Origin of the sequence: Phyllobacterium chamaecytisi, from assembly GCF_020164455.1 — a bacterium.
In the GTDB taxonomy this organism is placed as follows: Bacteria; Pseudomonadota; Alphaproteobacteria; order Rhizobiales; family Rhizobiaceae; genus Phyllobacterium; species Phyllobacterium chamaecytisi.
Genome location: NZ_JAIQWW010000008.1, coordinates 122,757 through 136,847 on the forward strand (window position 1 = coordinate 122,757; position 14,091 = coordinate 136,847).

The window sequence follows — 14,091 nt, forward strand, 5'->3', positions numbered from 1 at the left end:
GGCCTTAGTCCCGCACTCTTTGCTATCGCTGCCCTATCTATTGGCTCTAACAAGACTTCAATCTGCGATGTCGTCGCCCTTTCATGCAGGAATACGGCGCCGAGCGGGCGCATTCGAGAGTTTTTCCAAGGGAAGCTCGGGTATATACTGTGCCGCAGGACACGAGCAATTTATGCGATCTTAGGAAAGTACGATGGATCTGAATTTCACGGATGACGAGCTTGCGTTTCGCGATGAGGTGAGGGCGTTTTGCCGCTCCGCCCTACCAACGGATATCCGCGATAAACTGATTGCGGGACGGCATCCAAGCAAAGATGACAAGGTGCGTTGGACGCGAATCCTAGCGCAGAAGGGCTGGGCGGTGCCACATTGGCCCGTTGAATATGGTGGTACTGACTGGAGCCCGGTGAAACAGCACATTTTTTCAGAGGAAGTTAGCCAAACGCCCGCGCCCGAGCCAGCTGGAAGCGGCATCAACCTGGTTGGTCCGGTCATCTACACATTCGGCACTGAAACGCAGAAGGAATATTTCCTACCTCGCATTATCAATGTTGACGACTGGTGGTGCGAGGGGTTTTCCGAGCCGGATGCCGGATCGGATCTTGCCTCGCTTAAGACGCGTGCGGTCCGTGACGGAAATCATTATGTTGTGAATGGGCAAAAGATTTGGACAACGTTGGCGCAATACTCGGATTGGATATTCTGTTTGGTCAGGACGAATCCTGACGGAAAGAAGCAGCAGGGGATATCCTTCCTACTGATCAACTTGAAAACGCCCGGCGTAACGGTGCGACCAATCCAGCTCTTTGATGGATACCATGAAGTCTGTGAAGTATTCTTTGATGACGTACGCGTTCCTCTCGAGAATCGAGTCGGCGAAGAGAATCGCGGTTGGGAGTACGCCAAATTTGTCTTGGGCAACGGGCGAGTTACCATCGCCTGTGTCGGCCTTTCGAAGGAGCGGATAAGGCGGATAAAAGAACTCGCTTCGCACACCAAAGTTAGCGGAGATTTGCTCATTAACCGACCGGATTTTCGGAAAAAAGTTGCAGCTGTTGAGGTGCAGTTGAAGGCACTCGAGATGACACAGCTTCGCGTGGTTGCCAACTCCTCCAAACTCCAGAAAGACGCACAAGACCCTGCTAGCTCGATCCTCAAAATTAAGGGCTCGGAAATACAGCAGGCGACAGCCGAGCTTTTGATGGATGTAGTTGGTCCTTTCGCGCTGCCTTATCAATCAGAAGAAGATTTTAAACACCAAGAGCCTTCAATTGGCCCGGAATGGGCCGGTCCTATCGCGCCTGCCTATTTTAACGGCCGAAAGGTGCCAATTTATAGCGGTTCTGACGAGATTCAAAAGAACATCATCGCCAAGGTGGTCCTGGGACTTTCATCAAAGAGTGCATGATACGGGTCGAGCTAGGTCCACCGGTGAAAGGGTCCGTCGAGGCCCACTTTGAGGAGATGCGTTTAAATGGATCTTAATCTTTCCGAAGAGCAGCGTCTCTTCAAAGACGGCATCGAGCGACTGCTCGGTGATAACTATAGCTTCGCTGACCGCCGTAAGTACTTGGGTGACAAGCATGGATTTAGTGAATCAATGTGGCAACGCTATGCAGAAGTTGGGATTCTTGGACTGCCGTTTTCCGAAACTGAGGGTGGTTTCGGCGGCGGTGCGGTAGAGACAATGATTGTCATGGAATCTTTCGGCAAGGCTCTGATCCTCGAGCCCTATTTTGCGACCGTGGTGCTGGCAGGCGGCGTCCTGCGTTATGGCGCGAGCGACGCGCAAAAGGCTAAATTCATTCCAGCTATCACGGAAGGGAACGTCAAGCTTGCATTTGCCTATGCCGAACCGCAGTCGCGCTACGATCTTTTTGACGTCGAAACACTTGCCAGGGAGGACGCCGGCGGGTGGGTGCTGAATGGCACCAAAAGCCTCGTCCTGCACGGTGAGGCGGCTGACAAGATCATAGTGTCGGCACGAACTGCCGGAGATCCGCGGGACAAGGATGGAATAGGCCTCTTCCTGGTGGACGGCAATGCGCCGGGCCTCAGGCGCCGTGGCTATCCGACACAAGACGCCTTGCGCGCGGCCGACATCACCCTTGAGAATGTCCGCGTAAACGCAGCTGGCGTCATTGGCGATGCGGCAGGGGCATTTCCCATAATTTCGCGCGTCGCGGACGAGGCTAGCGCAGCCTTGTGCGCAGAGGCAGTTGGTTGCTTGGCTGAGATGCTGGCGACTACACTTGACTATCTGAAAATGCGCAAACAGTTCGGCACGCCCATCGGGACCTTCCAGGTACTGCAGCACCGCGCGGCCGACATGTTCATCGAACTGGAGCAGTCCCGTTCCATAACCTTGTACGCCACCATGATGGCCGGCGAAGACGATTCACGCATCCGTGAGCGGGCAATTTCGGCAGCCAAGGCCCAGATCGGTCAATCCGTAAAGACGCTCGGCCGGCAGGCCATCCAGCTACACGGTGGAATTGGCATGACAATGGAATATGCGATAGGGCATTACTTCAAGCACATTACCATGATCGATACGTTGTTCGGCGACGTTGACTATCATCTCTCCCGGCTGGCCGCGCTTGGTGGGCTGTTCGGGGAGGAAGCAATCGAACAAGCAAACTGAAGCGGCTGACGGAATTGGGCGCAAGAATGAAAGGTCCATAAGAATGCTATCTGGGGATTTGCTGCGGGCAACACACAATCCCGCCAGCCAGAACATCATTGCGCCTGGGGGATCGGAGAGGCTCAACTGGCTTTTCCGTCCTGAATCCATTGCGATCGTGGGAGCATCCCAAAAAGGCGGTTTCGCCACAGAGCTTCTAGCGAACATCGTCAAATGGGACTTCCAGGGGAAGGTCGTTGCGGTAAACCCGCGTTACGAGGAGATTGGTGGAGTACCTTGCTTCGCGAGTCTGTCCAGCATACCCCATCCGGTTGACCTCGCCATAATTGTCGTTCCTAGCAAAGCCATCCCGCAAGTTCTCGAAGACTGCGAAAAAGCCGGTGTGCGCGCGATCCAGATTATCTCAAGTGGTTTCGCCGAGCAGGCCGGAGAAGGCGAAGAGAAGCAGCGTTGGCTTGTCAAATGGGCTCAGCGTACAGGTATCCCGGTCGTCGGCCCGAACTGTTTCGGTCTAATGAATGCGGCCAATCGGCTCATGGCGGTACCTTTGGACTTCCACAACATGAAAGCCGGCGGCATCAGCGCGATACTGCAGAGCGGGACCCTTGTATACAGCTTGATTGTTCCTCTATTGTCCCGCGGGATGGGTATCGGTCGCGTGGCGACCATCGGCAACGAAGCCTGCGTCGATTTGGCGGATTTTATCGACTACTTCGTCGACGACGATGAGACGCGAGTCATCACTTGCTACTGCGAGCAGATCAAGCGTCCCTTGGCTTTTATCAGGGCATGCGAACGAGCGGCCGACAAAGGCAAGCCCATTGTCATGATCAAAGTTGGTCGTTCAGAGGCTGCGCGCAGCGCGGCTCTGGCGCACACTGGAGCGATGGTTGGGTCCGATGTCGCTATCGATGCCGCACTTAAGAAACTGGGAGTCATTCGGGTCGATACGATCGATGATCTCATCGAAACCACCGCCGCCTTGTCATCTATGAAGCGACCGAGGGGCCGACGCATAGCGGTGGCATCCTTCTCCGGCAGCGCGGTCAGTCTACTGTCTGACTATGCTGCCTCCAATGGCATCAATTTCCCACCGTTGCCCGCGGACGTGAAGGCAAGGCTGAAGAAAGTCTTTCCCGAATTTGGCAGTTTGAGCAACCCACTCGATCTCACCGCCCAAGGCGATTATGACACGCGTATAATCGATGAGTCCCTCGACGCTCTAGCGACATGCGGTGCCTACGATGTCGTTGTGTGGGCGCGCGGATTTCCCTCATCCCTCGACATGCGGTCGGCTGTCGGCAAGGCACTAACGCGTGCGGGCGCCAGCGCCCCGGATGTTGTTTTTTCCGTGCTCAGTCTTGCGGGCGGTCACTTTCATGCCTCGCTTGACCCAAAAAGTGTGCTTGTTGAGCCAAGGGCCGACATCGACGGTATGCCCTTTCTGCAAGGGATGGAAACCGGCTTCAAAGGCTTGACTTCACTGATTAACTATTCGGAATTCTTACGCAGCCGGAAGCCCGACCGAAAATTGTCCGAACAATACGGGCTTCGCAGCGATCGTTTCCAGGATGCTATGACCATCATCAAGGAGGCGAAGGGCGAACTCCTGACCGAGCGCGAGGGCAAGCGTTTGCTGGCGCTCTATGATATCCCTGTCACCCGCGAAGCGCTGGCTACGAGCGCCGGTGAGGCGGCGCGCTTCGCAGAGGCTCTCACCCTTCCAGTGGCGATGAAGATCGAAGCCACAGAAATCGTGCATAAGACGGATGTGGGCGGTGTTGTGCTCAACATCCCCACTCCCGACGAAGCTGCGGTGACATTCGAGACGATCGTAGCGTCCGTAAAGTCACATCACCCACGGGCCGAAATTGGCGGTGTTCTGGTGCAACAAATGGTGGACCCGGGTGTGGAAGTGATAGTCGGCGCTAATTTCGACCCTCAATTTGGCCCGGTTATCGCTTTTGGCCTTGGCGGCATCTGGGTTGAATCGCTCAAGGATGTCCGCATCATCCTGCCGCCCTTTGACGCGAATGACGTGCTCGGCGAGATCAAAAAGTTGCGGGCAGCGAGTGTCCTGCAAGGCGCCCGCGGGGGAGGTGAACTGGATTTGAAGGGCCTTGCGGATTGTATCGTCAACTTTGGCCGCTTGTGCTCCGACCTTGCCGGGGAGGTTGCCGAAATCGACGTAAATCCGATCATCCTTTCCGCTTCCGGTACGGGACTGACTGCGGTCGACTGTCTCATCAGGAAAAAGACTTCCAAACCAGTTTAATGTTGTCGACAGCGGCCGTCTCTGTGCGGCTTGTCGAAAAAAGTCCAGCGCTGAGTAACATGCCCCTGCTGTGACCGGCATCAAATATAGGAGAAACGAGTGTCAAAAGCACTTTTCGTAAAAGCTGAGGATATGTTTTTCACTCAGGTGCATTCAGATGCCGGAGGTTACGCGTCGAATTGCGAAGTCGTAGGTCCGGCACTCAGCACCACCATGAATGCTGGGGTTGCCATATATGACGGCTGTTCGATTGAGCGCAAAACGAATTATGACGAAACCGCAGTGGTGCTCGATGGCACCTTGCGGATACTTACTGGAGAATCTTATAACCGGGTGATTGAAGCGAAATTCGGCGACGTTATCTGGCTTACCAAGGGTACCATACTAAAGTACGAAGGAGACAAAGCAAAAGTCTTCTACGCGCGCAGTCCTGTCGATTGGCAGACGCGGACTGAGTCCGGCGAGGGCTTCACGCCATTGAATGACATATATCATTTTAGAAGCACTGACATGATATATGCGCAGATGCAGATATATTCCGGAGGTTACGCCTCCACCTGCAGCCTCGTAACTCCAGAAATCAGCAAGACGCTTGGCGCCACCATGGCGACATTTAATGGAAGCTCGGTTGATTGGACGACGGAATACGATCAGATCTCGATCGCCATGGGTGGAGTTATGCGCATCCGAACCGGCGAAAAGTATGACTATGCCATCGAGGCGAAGCTTGGTGACGTCGTCTGGCTGCCAAAAGGGACACCCCTGAAGTATGAGGGCGACAGGGGAATTATGTTTTTTGTGCCCTATCCGGTTGACTGGAGGCTGCGTGGGCAGCCGGTTCGTCCAAAGCCATGGCCTGCATTCGTTCGATAAAGAGTTGCCGGTTCAGGCTAAAATGCCTTGTAAAATAGTGCCGGGGAGGGTGTTCGCGCATTCCATGTATGTTCCCCGCAACGATACTGGAGTTATGCAAAATGACGGCGCGGCAAAGAGAGAAGATCGATACTGGGACCGATGAGCTGCTCGCGGAACGCTGCGACGGCGTTGCAGTGGTCACGCTCAATCGCCCCGCGGCCCGCAATGCCCTTTCTGGGCGCATGAGCAAGGCGCTGGGTGAGTTGATCGGCCGCGTCAATGAAGATCCGGACATACGCTCCATGCTGCTCACCGGCGCTGGAATTGCTTTCTGCGCTGGCGGCGATGTAAAGGGCATGGACCAGAATGCAACTGATGCAACTTTCCAACAGCGCGTATCAGATCTTTGCGACAAACAGGGGGCGGTCTGGGGTGCGTTGGTCGGGCTCAGAAAGCCAACGGTAGCCGCCATTCCAGGTCCCGCAGCAGGCGCTGGCCTAGCTCTCGCGCTTGCGTGCGACATCCGAATAGCGGCACAATCGGCTTTTCTGACAACGGCATATGCACGCGTCGCCTTGTCAGGAGATTGCGGCATAGCCTGGCTGCTGACGCGCCTCGTCGGATTCTCGCGAGCGCGGGAATTGATGTTTCTGGCCGAACGCGTTGATGCCGGTCGGGCAGAGGTGCTGGGGCTCGTCAACCGCGTGGTGCCAGATTCTGAATTGCAAGAAACGGCTTTCTTGCTTGCAGCATCGCTTGCCGCCGGCCCCACGTTCGCGTTTGGCTGCATGAAGAATAATCTTGACCAGGCCGTCACATCCGGGTTTTTGGAGTCGATGGACTATGAAGCCGAGAATCTGGTTAGAACGGAACTCACCAACGACCACAAAGAGGGCGTGCGCGCGTTCTCCGAGAAGCGTAAGCCGGCTTTTCAGGGACATTGACGGTATCTCGAAGCGGTGGCCGGACAACGCACAACCTCGTCCACGTTGCTTCCTTCATGGTACGCTGACACCTGCATCGATTTGATTGTGTTGCCGCGAATATCGGAGTCGCTGCGGACATCAGCGGAGCACCGTCAAGCCGTTCTTGACCACTGTGACGTCGCGGGCCTTCACCTTGGCTTCGAAGGAGATCTCGTTGCCATCCTTCCACATCTCCAGCGTTATGACGTCTCCGGGGTACACCGGTGCGGAAAACCGCGCCGCATGCCGCAGGAAGGAACTCGGATCGTAACCGGCGTATGTCTGCAAAATACCTCGGCAGGTAATTCCATAAGTGCACATGCCGTGGAGGATCGGCCTCGCAAATCCCAAGCTCTTCGCGTACTCCGGATCTGAATGCAGCGGGTGGCGATCACCACACAGCCGATAGATCAGGCCTTGATCGGCGCGCGTGCTGATTTCGAGGACGGTATCGGGCATGCGGGGCGGCATTTGATGTGGCTTGGGCTGGTTATTCGGCCCGCCAAAACCACCGTCATCTGCAGCAAAGAAAGAAGTAATCAGCGTGGCCAGCGGTTCGCCGCCGCTGTTTTTCAGCTCGCTCTGAAAGCGGATGACTGCGCCCTTGTCTCGACCTTTGTCGTAGACGCCGACCACCGAAGAGTCAGAAACAATATCAGCGGCGGCAGGAAACGGGTTGTGAAAAGTTATGTCCCGCTCGCCATCAAAAGCAATCGAGTCGAGATCGAGCTTTCCCGGTTCAGCGAATCCAGCAGCCACGGAGGCAAACGTTGGCACAACTTGGAGAGGCCGCGACTGGGCTGCGGCCTCATTGACAAAGGCGAGTTCTTTCTCGTTCGTTGGATCGGCGCCCATGCCAATGGCAAGGGCATAGAGGATGACATCGCGATCTCCATAGCTGTGTCTCTGGCCAACAGTCTTCAGGGCCATGAGCCGATCATAATCAATAGGCAATTGTGGATTCTCCTTGCGCCCATGCCTAGCCAAGTTGGACGATTTGCATTCGCGACCAAGATTGAGGTGGAAAGGCCGCTATGAAGCTTCTGTCCTAGTTATCAAGCCTGCTGAAATTCTGTCATTTTGCCATACCATGAGTCAGAATACCCCCGGCTCGAATGTCCAGATAACTGTTTAATTGCCTTTAGCGCCGATTGTCGTCATTCTTCGCTGCAAATCGCGTCGTTTCTCTAAAGTACTGCAGACCGCCTTATGTTCTCCGCTGCGACAATCAGCAGGTTAATAGAGCAGCCAGGGCCCCGACAGGGCCGCCAGAACACGCGGCCGATATCTTTTGGATTGTCACCTTTTGTCCTTTACTATGATGCAAGAGGATCAGGGTCTACCATCCTACGATCTTGGGGTTCCCCTCGAGCGAGAATGTCGGGCGAGCTGCGAACTGCTGGCCGGGGACACTTGACCATGTGAGTCAGCGTGTCGTTCTATGGCGGACGGTGCGGTCCTCGTACTGACGTTTGGCGCCCTGCCGTGTCAGCATCGCGAAGTACTGCAGCGGGACTATACTCAGGTTTTACAGCTGTCCATTTTATTGCCGCTGGTAGAAGAGCGAATTAAAGACGCCTCCCTCTTGGCGGACTTCCGTTCACGATGAAGCGTATACTGCGCCCGTAGCAATCACAATTCCAGTGCCAAACAACGTGCCTAGATCTGGCGTATCGCCGAATAAAAGGTAACCAAGTGCAATGGCCCATAGCATAGCCGTATAACGGAAAGGGGCGATAAATGAGATATCGCCATATCGGAAGGCGTCGATGATACAGTGATAAGCAAAGACCAGGAGCACCGCGGCGACGGCAAGCGATCCTACGCTGCCGACGGTCATCGCAGACCACCCCCCCCAGCAGTCCCACCAAAACGACACCTATGAGAGTGACAGCAAAAGCGGTGAGCAACGCCACGAGCAGAGACGGTACCTCTTGTTCGATCTGTTTGGTGGCAAGGTCACGGACAGTAGCCAAACAGGCAGCAGCCAATACAAAAAGGGAGGCGGAACTGAACCCTTCGATGCCCGGTCTAGTAATGATGAGAACACCCAGGAATCCCACGACGACCGCAGTCCACCGACCCAGACCAACGGGCTCGTCGAGAAAAATCGTGGCCGGAATAGTGGCGATCAATGGCGTTGCCAGCATTATGGCCCAGGCATGGGCAAGCGGCAGATGGATAAGAGCAAACAAATACAAAGTAGTGGATACTGCTTCAGCCGCCACCCGCAGCATTACGTGAGGACTCAGCACACGACGCAATTGACTCAACGTACCGAGGCGCCACGCGAGAAACATAATCAAGAGCGTCGCAAAGACGCCGCGGACGATCATTACCTGTCCCAAGTTAATTGGGCCGATAACCAATTTCGTAAAGGCGTCAACTCCAGCAAATGCAGCCGTGCCGCCGATCATCATTAACGCGCCGCGCAGATTATGTGAGGTTACCAAAAAGGCACTCCAGTCTTTTACATCGCACGGCGTTGATGGATGAAATGATCTGAGCAGGGGCGATAGCGCAGCTTCAACCGTTTGCAGATTGTGGTTTCGAGTTTAGTCACGCCCGGCGATCAATTTTGCCAAAACGCAAGATACTAAGGTTGGAATCCTGCGCAAACGTCGCCATTTTGCTATAATTTGTGCGCGGTGTCGGGCGAAATGAAAAACTGCCCCCTGTTGACTCGTCAAAGAATGTTACCCAACGATTTGGCGGATGTTAGCACCGGGGAGATCGTCATCGATGATCTCAATAGCCGCCTCCTTATGCCAGGCTTTCACGCTATTTGCACCGTCCGCAGGCTTTTGTTCGTGAACGGTGTCTGGTAGAAGTTCATCAGCCGCTGCAGCAAGAGGGCTGCTGCGTAGCGAGACAAATCGTCCGCTCAGCTGCTGTCAGCGTGCGCTCTCCCGGTCCTGCCGTAAAAGCGTTCATGATCAGACGGAATCTTTACCCCAGGTTTGTTTCGCTCCCGTTATCTTTCTGGTCAGCTCGGCAAAAACTCGGGACTCCAGCTTTCGCTTATTGCACCCGCGACGATCAATGCATCTATGTCGGCCTCGGTGTAACCCAAGCTGCCTAGGACCTCCCGTGTTGACGCGCCGAATTTTTCGGAGGGAGGAAGTGTGTAGACGTTTCCGACCGCTGGGCGTACGGCATATTGATCAACGTGGGTCACGCCACTAGGATGGTTGAACACGGTCGAAAAGGAGTAGCTGCTCTGTTCGATTCCCGGAGCACCATCCGCAAGTCTCGTATTTGCCGATCGTACCGATTCGAGCGTGTCGCAGATTGCGGCACCGATATCGGACGCGTGGAGCCTCGACAACCATTCCTCGGCGGAAGCCTTTCGAAAAGTGGTGGCGAGAAAGGAGGTCCGGTCGTCTCTCGGCACATCACCAAGCCCATCAAGTCCCGCGACTCCGACAAGGCGAGGCAGATCGCGCTCTTCTGCGCTGAGCATCAAGGTCCGGCCGCAGGCCGCCTTATAGAGATGCGTCAGAGCGCCATAGCCCTTCGCGCTTGGTCCCGCAGGCTCGTCGAACGGACCTCGCCCTTCATAGTCGTACCATAACGGGACCTGCAAGAGGCCGGAGACTGCGGACAGCGAAGTCCGGGGTCTTCCCGCACGGCCGGTTCTCGCCTTCTGGTACAACGCAGCGGCGATGCCCAGCGCTGCCGCGCACCCGCCAAGCAGGTCAATGGTGCCGACATGCGCATGCTCCTCGGGTGTTTCCATGGAACCGCCGAACCGTAACATGATGCCGCTCGTAACCTGGACGAGGTCATCGTAGCCTAGCTGATCGGTGAGGGGGCCGCGACGGATACCCCCGAAGCAATCGAGCTTGCAGAAGATCGCATGGGGGTTCAGCACTTTCAGGCCATTCGGATCAAGCCCCATGTTGTGAACTTGCCGATCGGTCCCATTCCAGACCACCACATCAACGGACTTCACGAGCCTGTCTAAAATGTCACGACCATCAGGCGTGGTGATATCCACGAGGGTCGATTGCTTGCCGCGCGGACAGATCATGCCCGAGGTGACCATCCATGGGCCATAAAGTGGGCTTTACCGGGTCGAGTTTGATGACCTCCGCACCGAAACGGGCGAGATATGATGTCGAATGCGGGCCAGCTAGGACATTCGAAAGGTCGAGAATTCGTATTCCGTCGAGCCATCCGCCCGAGGTTTTGGGCGGTAATGAAACCCACTCCGCGAAAGGTGTGGCTGAGAGCGTGGTGAGCGCATCGTCGAAGGAAACCGATTTCCGCGGGGTGGGCGCAAGCATTGCCTCGCGCTCTCCTCCAGCCAAGCAAAAGCTCCGGGCTGGATCATCCGCCCATACACCCGATCGTCAACCTCGATTACGAGGCCCGCACTTCTGGTGTGGTCATCCTTGAGCCACTCCTGCAGCCACTGAGCAGCGCCGGCGACTCGCCATTCGCCGAAGATGCGTTCCCACTCCTTGGCAGTGCGGGTCAGGAACACTGCTTGCATCCGCTCGACGATCTTTTCGCGCCAACCTTCCGGCCAAGCACCGAGTCGCTGCTTCGAAGGCCATGCGCTCATGGGCAGCCAAGCGTTGCCTTCCAAGAGTCCCTCAGCCACCAGTTGGTCGTATAGCCCAAGTAATTGCAACACGCGCTTCGTATGAAGCTTGTGGCCCGTGCATACTACAAAGAACCCGCGTCCGTCTTTGCACTCATAGTTGCGGTAAAACGGGTCGGTGAGTTTGTGCACGGCCGGTCCATCGGCAAACTCGCTTCGCGCCGGCGGACGATCTCGATGTCGCGCGCCGATTTGTAGCGGATCGGAAGATCCTCAATCTGGCATGAGTTGTACGCAAGGCCCTCCATCACTGCGCAAGCTAGAGGCACCTCAATCTGATCACCAATGCCGCTCCGCTCCCGCACCTGGAGCGCCAAGGCGGCGGCCGATGCCGCATACAACGTGCCATAGGCGGACGCCAATGGCAGCGGCGAAAAAAATGGGTTCTTACCCATCAGAACGCGGTTCACTCCCATATCGGTGAATTGGCCTGAAGCCGCCGCGATAACTGACTCGAATGCGCGCCATTCACGACGCAGGTGATCGTTGGAAGCAAAGCCTGGAACGGACACGGTGATCAGCTCCGGTCGTTCCTCGCGCAGGGTCGGAAAGTCGATACCTAGACGCGCGAGTACGCCCGGCCGGAAGTTCTCTACGACGATGTCTGCTTCAGCGATGAGGGCCAGTGCCTGCGCAAGGCCGGTCTCTGTCTTCAGGTCGATTTGCACGATCAACTTGTTTCGATTGAGGGTCGCATTGGCTGGGCTGTCCCAGAATGGGGCCGGACGGCGGGTCGACATGTACGACAGTGGCGCCCAGATCGCCAAGAATCATAGCCACTGCCGGGCCGGCAATGTACTGACCAAAATCGACGACCTTGACGCCGGAGAGAGGAAGGGTTGACCGTTGCATCGCTAACATCGCTCCAATTCAGACAAATCGTCGTGACCTACGGGACCCGTTTGTTGCCGACTCGACAAGCTAACTGGGCCGCACGCGTGCCGGACGGAGGTCGATCAACGTGCGAATAGGCGAGAGACTTTATGAGCACTCCCTGACAGAGATTCTTCGAAATTTACTCTCATAACGCCTGAATACTGCGTCAAACAGAACAGATGCGACACTTTCGGCCCGAAAAAGCGCTCAAGCTATTCCCGCAACATTTAACAGTCGTCTTTATCGAAGTGATGACTATGACCGGTTTGCGTCGCGCCAAGACTTCCTGTCCAATCTGACGGGGTGCTATGAGACCGCTCCCTCATGTCCAGCCGCCCTATGTATCACCAAAGGCTAAAGGGTCGAGGTCTCGTAATTACTCACGCCACCGGATCAGCACCTCCTGAGCCACCGAGGCAACGAGGAGGCCGTCGCGGGTGAAGAAGTTGCCGCGGGTGAAACCGCGAGCATGGGAGGCGCTAGGGCTGTCCGTGGCGTAGAGGAGCCATTCGTCTATCCGGAAATCGCGATGAAACCACATGGCGTGGTCGAGGCTCGACTCCTGCAAGCTCTTCGAATTAGTATTTACTCCATGTGGCTGGAGGCTGGTGTCGACCATCCCCCAGTCTGAAGCGTAAGCTAGGAGGCACTTGTGGATTGTCGGATCGTCGGGCATTTCCGCGACGGTCTTGATCCAAGTGTGTGTAACTGGTGGCTGTTTCGGTGGGTTCATGCCGACCAGAGGCTCGACCCGGCGATATTCGATGGGGCGGTCGTAAGGCAAGTTTTCGTGGGATTGCTTTGAGGTCCTGTCTTTCATAGAGCGAGTCGTTTCGATCTCGGAGTGCAGGTTTTCTGGTCCAGGGACCCGAGGCATTTGACATTGATGCTCGAACCCCTGTTCACGGACCTGGAACGACGCAGCCAGCATGAAGATTGGTTTGTCGAACTGCAATGCCACCACGCGGCGCGTGCTGAAGCTAGTGCCGTCGCGCACGCGCTCAACCCGGTAGTCGATAGGGGCCTCGGTATCGCCGGCTCTTAGGAAATGAGCATGGAGCGAATGGATGGCGCGGTCAGTGACTGTATTCGTTGCAGCGACTATGGCTTGGCCGAGTATTTGCCCACCGTACACCCGGCCCCATCCTAAGTCCTGACTTTGTCCGCGGTACGCGTCTTCGCCAATGGGTTCGAGAGCAAGTTGATTAAGCAGGTTTCTCAACACTTTCTTCAAAACTCCGATCCTTCCACAACGACGTAATCAAGGAAGATCATCGGGCGGTGGAGGCGCTTTTTGAATATGGGGCGAGGCGCATAGTCATTTTGTGATATGTTCAGCCGCAAGCGGTACATTTTTGTGCCTTCTATCTTCTTCTTGCGCCGTAGGCTTTGCGGTCTATGCCTGAGCGGCCAGCCAAATTCCGCGTCCAAAAACTAATATCGTAAGCGGGGGCTAGTTTTCGAGCAATATTCCCGGGTGGACTGCAGAAATGCTGCGCCGGAATCCAAAAAACCAGAGCATCCGTATTGATCAAGGGGGTTTTGAGGACCATTTTCGCTGATCTCGCAAGAACGCATCGGCCATGATGATGGCATGATGGGCCGTCAGGGCTGGTTTTCCCGCCGCGAGCAGGGCCTGGTTATTTGGTTTTGAGAACGGTTGAAGTGAGCCGCTACTGGGGCGGGCATGTACAGCGCCTGACGCGGAAGGGCGCGGCCGCCCCGGATCGTGCGACACCCGCGGAAGGCCCCGCTGTCGCGCGCGACCGGAGCCAGGCCGGCGAGGCTAACCAGTTGGCTCTGATCGAGGCCGCGGCGTTCAAGCATCTCTAGAGCAGGCTCGCGGCAGTGGCTTGAGCAATGCCGG

General features: G+C 56.0%; 13 protein-coding genes and 3 pseudogenes. 5 read left to right on the forward strand and 11 right to left on the reverse strand.

Annotated features, from left to right (window positions below):
* Positions 1-193: 193 nt before the first annotated feature.
* The 5 genes from LB462_RS14405 to LB462_RS14425 all read left to right on the forward strand — a co-directional run bounded on the left by LB462_RS14405 (position 194) and on the right by LB462_RS14425 (position 6,718).
* Complete coding sequence (locus LB462_RS14405) at positions 194-1,408, forward strand: acyl-CoA dehydrogenase family protein (RefSeq protein WP_224508989.1); 1,215 nt, start codon at positions 194-196, stop codon at positions 1,406-1,408.
* A gap of 66 nt (positions 1,409-1,474) precedes the next feature.
* Positions 1,475-2,644, forward strand: a complete 1,170-nt coding sequence (locus LB462_RS14410) for an acyl-CoA dehydrogenase family protein (protein ID WP_224508991.1) — start codon at positions 1,475-1,477, stop codon at positions 2,642-2,644.
* Between the two features lie 43 nt (positions 2,645-2,687).
* Positions 2,688-4,919 (forward strand): acetate--CoA ligase family protein, encoded by a 2,232-nt coding sequence (locus LB462_RS14415; RefSeq protein WP_224508993.1) that lies wholly within the window; start codon positions 2,688-2,690, stop codon positions 4,917-4,919.
* Between the two features lie 99 nt (positions 4,920-5,018).
* The gene (locus LB462_RS14420) at positions 5,019-5,792 is read left to right on the forward strand and encodes a EutQ-related cupin domain-containing protein (protein ID WP_224508996.1); all 774 of its coding nucleotides are present in this window, start codon (positions 5,019-5,021) and stop codon (positions 5,790-5,792) included.
* Between the two features lie 101 nt (positions 5,793-5,893).
* Positions 5,894-6,718, forward strand: coding sequence for an enoyl-CoA hydratase-related protein (locus LB462_RS14425; protein ID WP_224508998.1), 825 nt, complete (start codon positions 5,894-5,896; stop codon positions 6,716-6,718).
* A 120-nt stretch (positions 6,719-6,838) separates the two neighbouring features.
* Here LB462_RS14425 and LB462_RS14430 read toward each other — a convergent pair whose 3' ends face one another.
* The 11 genes and pseudogenes from LB462_RS14430 to LB462_RS31505 form a co-directional block, all read right to left on the reverse strand.
* Positions 6,839-7,669 carry a MaoC/PaaZ C-terminal domain-containing protein gene (locus LB462_RS14430; RefSeq protein ID WP_370637177.1) on the reverse strand — a complete coding sequence of 277 codons (831 nt, stop codon included), beginning with the start codon at positions 7,667-7,669 and terminating at the stop codon, positions 6,839-6,841.
* A 670-nt stretch (positions 7,670-8,339) separates the two neighbouring features.
* Positions 8,340-8,579 carry an EamA family transporter gene (locus LB462_RS14435; RefSeq protein ID WP_224509003.1) on the reverse strand — a complete coding sequence of 80 codons (240 nt, stop codon included), beginning with the start codon at positions 8,577-8,579 and terminating at the stop codon, positions 8,340-8,342.
* A 253-nt stretch (positions 8,580-8,832) separates the two neighbouring features.
* A pseudogene (locus tag LB462_RS31475) lies at positions 8,833-9,159 on the reverse strand (DMT family transporter); the annotation flags it as partial.
* Between the two features lie 356 nt (positions 9,160-9,515).
* Positions 9,516-9,614, reverse strand: coding sequence for a hypothetical protein (locus LB462_RS31845; RefSeq protein WP_505483629.1), 99 nt, complete (start codon positions 9,612-9,614; stop codon positions 9,516-9,518).
* A gap of 111 nt (positions 9,615-9,725) precedes the next feature.
* Entirely contained in the window at positions 9,726-10,787 is a 1,062-nt protein-coding gene (locus tag LB462_RS31480; RefSeq protein WP_370637168.1) for a CoA transferase, read from the reverse strand.
* Positions 10,720-11,028, reverse strand: a complete 309-nt coding sequence (locus LB462_RS31485) for a CoA transferase (RefSeq protein ID WP_370637169.1) — start codon at positions 11,026-11,028, stop codon at positions 10,720-10,722. Before LB462_RS31485 ends, LB462_RS31480 begins: the two co-directional genes overlap by 68 nt.
* A gap of 44 nt (positions 11,029-11,072) precedes the next feature.
* A pseudogene (locus tag LB462_RS31490) lies at positions 11,073-11,480 on the reverse strand (CoA transferase); the annotation flags it as partial.
* Positions 11,414-12,115, reverse strand: a complete 702-nt coding sequence (locus LB462_RS31495) for a CoA transferase (RefSeq protein ID WP_370637170.1) — start codon at positions 12,113-12,115, stop codon at positions 11,414-11,416. The pseudogene LB462_RS31490 and the gene LB462_RS31495, both read right to left, overlap by 67 nt.
* 4 nt (positions 12,116-12,119) lie before the next feature.
* Positions 12,120-12,209: pseudogene (locus tag LB462_RS31500) on the reverse strand (hypothetical protein); the annotation flags it as partial.
* 391 nt (positions 12,210-12,600) lie between these two features.
* Positions 12,601-13,449: an acyl-CoA thioesterase gene (locus LB462_RS14450; protein WP_444358707.1), complete on the reverse strand. Its 849-nt coding sequence runs from the start codon at positions 13,447-13,449 to the stop codon at positions 12,601-12,603.
* Between the two features lie 380 nt (positions 13,450-13,829).
* Positions 13,830-14,051, reverse strand: coding sequence for a transposase (locus tag LB462_RS31505; protein WP_370637171.1), 222 nt, complete (start codon positions 14,049-14,051; stop codon positions 13,830-13,832).
* Positions 14,052-14,091 lie beyond the last annotated feature (40 nt).

Coding starts and splice junctions, on each gene's coding strand:
- LB462_RS31480 (WP_370637168.1), bottom strand. CDS start 10,787: ATGGTCACCTCGGGCATGATCTGTCCGCGCGGCAAGCAATCGACCCTC.
- LB462_RS14430 (WP_370637177.1), bottom strand. CDS start 7,669: ATGGCCCTGAAGACTGTTGGCCAGAGACACAGCTATGGAGATCGCGAT.
- LB462_RS14415 (WP_224508993.1), top strand. CDS start 2,688: ATGCTATCTGGGGATTTGCTGCGGGCAACACACAATCCCGCCAGCCAG.
- LB462_RS31485 (WP_370637169.1), bottom strand. CDS start 11,028: ATGCTTGCGCCCACCCCGCGGAAATCGGTTTCCTTCGACGATGCGCTC.
- LB462_RS14425 (WP_224508998.1), top strand. CDS start 5,894: ATGACGGCGCGGCAAAGAGAGAAGATCGATACTGGGACCGATGAGCTG.
- LB462_RS31505 (WP_370637171.1), bottom strand. CDS start 14,051: ATGCTTGAACGCCGCGGCCTCGATCAGAGCCAACTGGTTAGCCTCGCC.
- LB462_RS14410 (WP_224508991.1), top strand. CDS start 1,475: ATGGATCTTAATCTTTCCGAAGAGCAGCGTCTCTTCAAAGACGGCATC.
- LB462_RS14405 (WP_224508989.1), top strand. CDS start 194: ATGGATCTGAATTTCACGGATGACGAGCTTGCGTTTCGCGATGAGGTG.
- LB462_RS14435 (WP_224509003.1), bottom strand. CDS start 8,579: ATGACCGTCGGCAGCGTAGGATCGCTTGCCGTCGCCGCGGTGCTCCTG.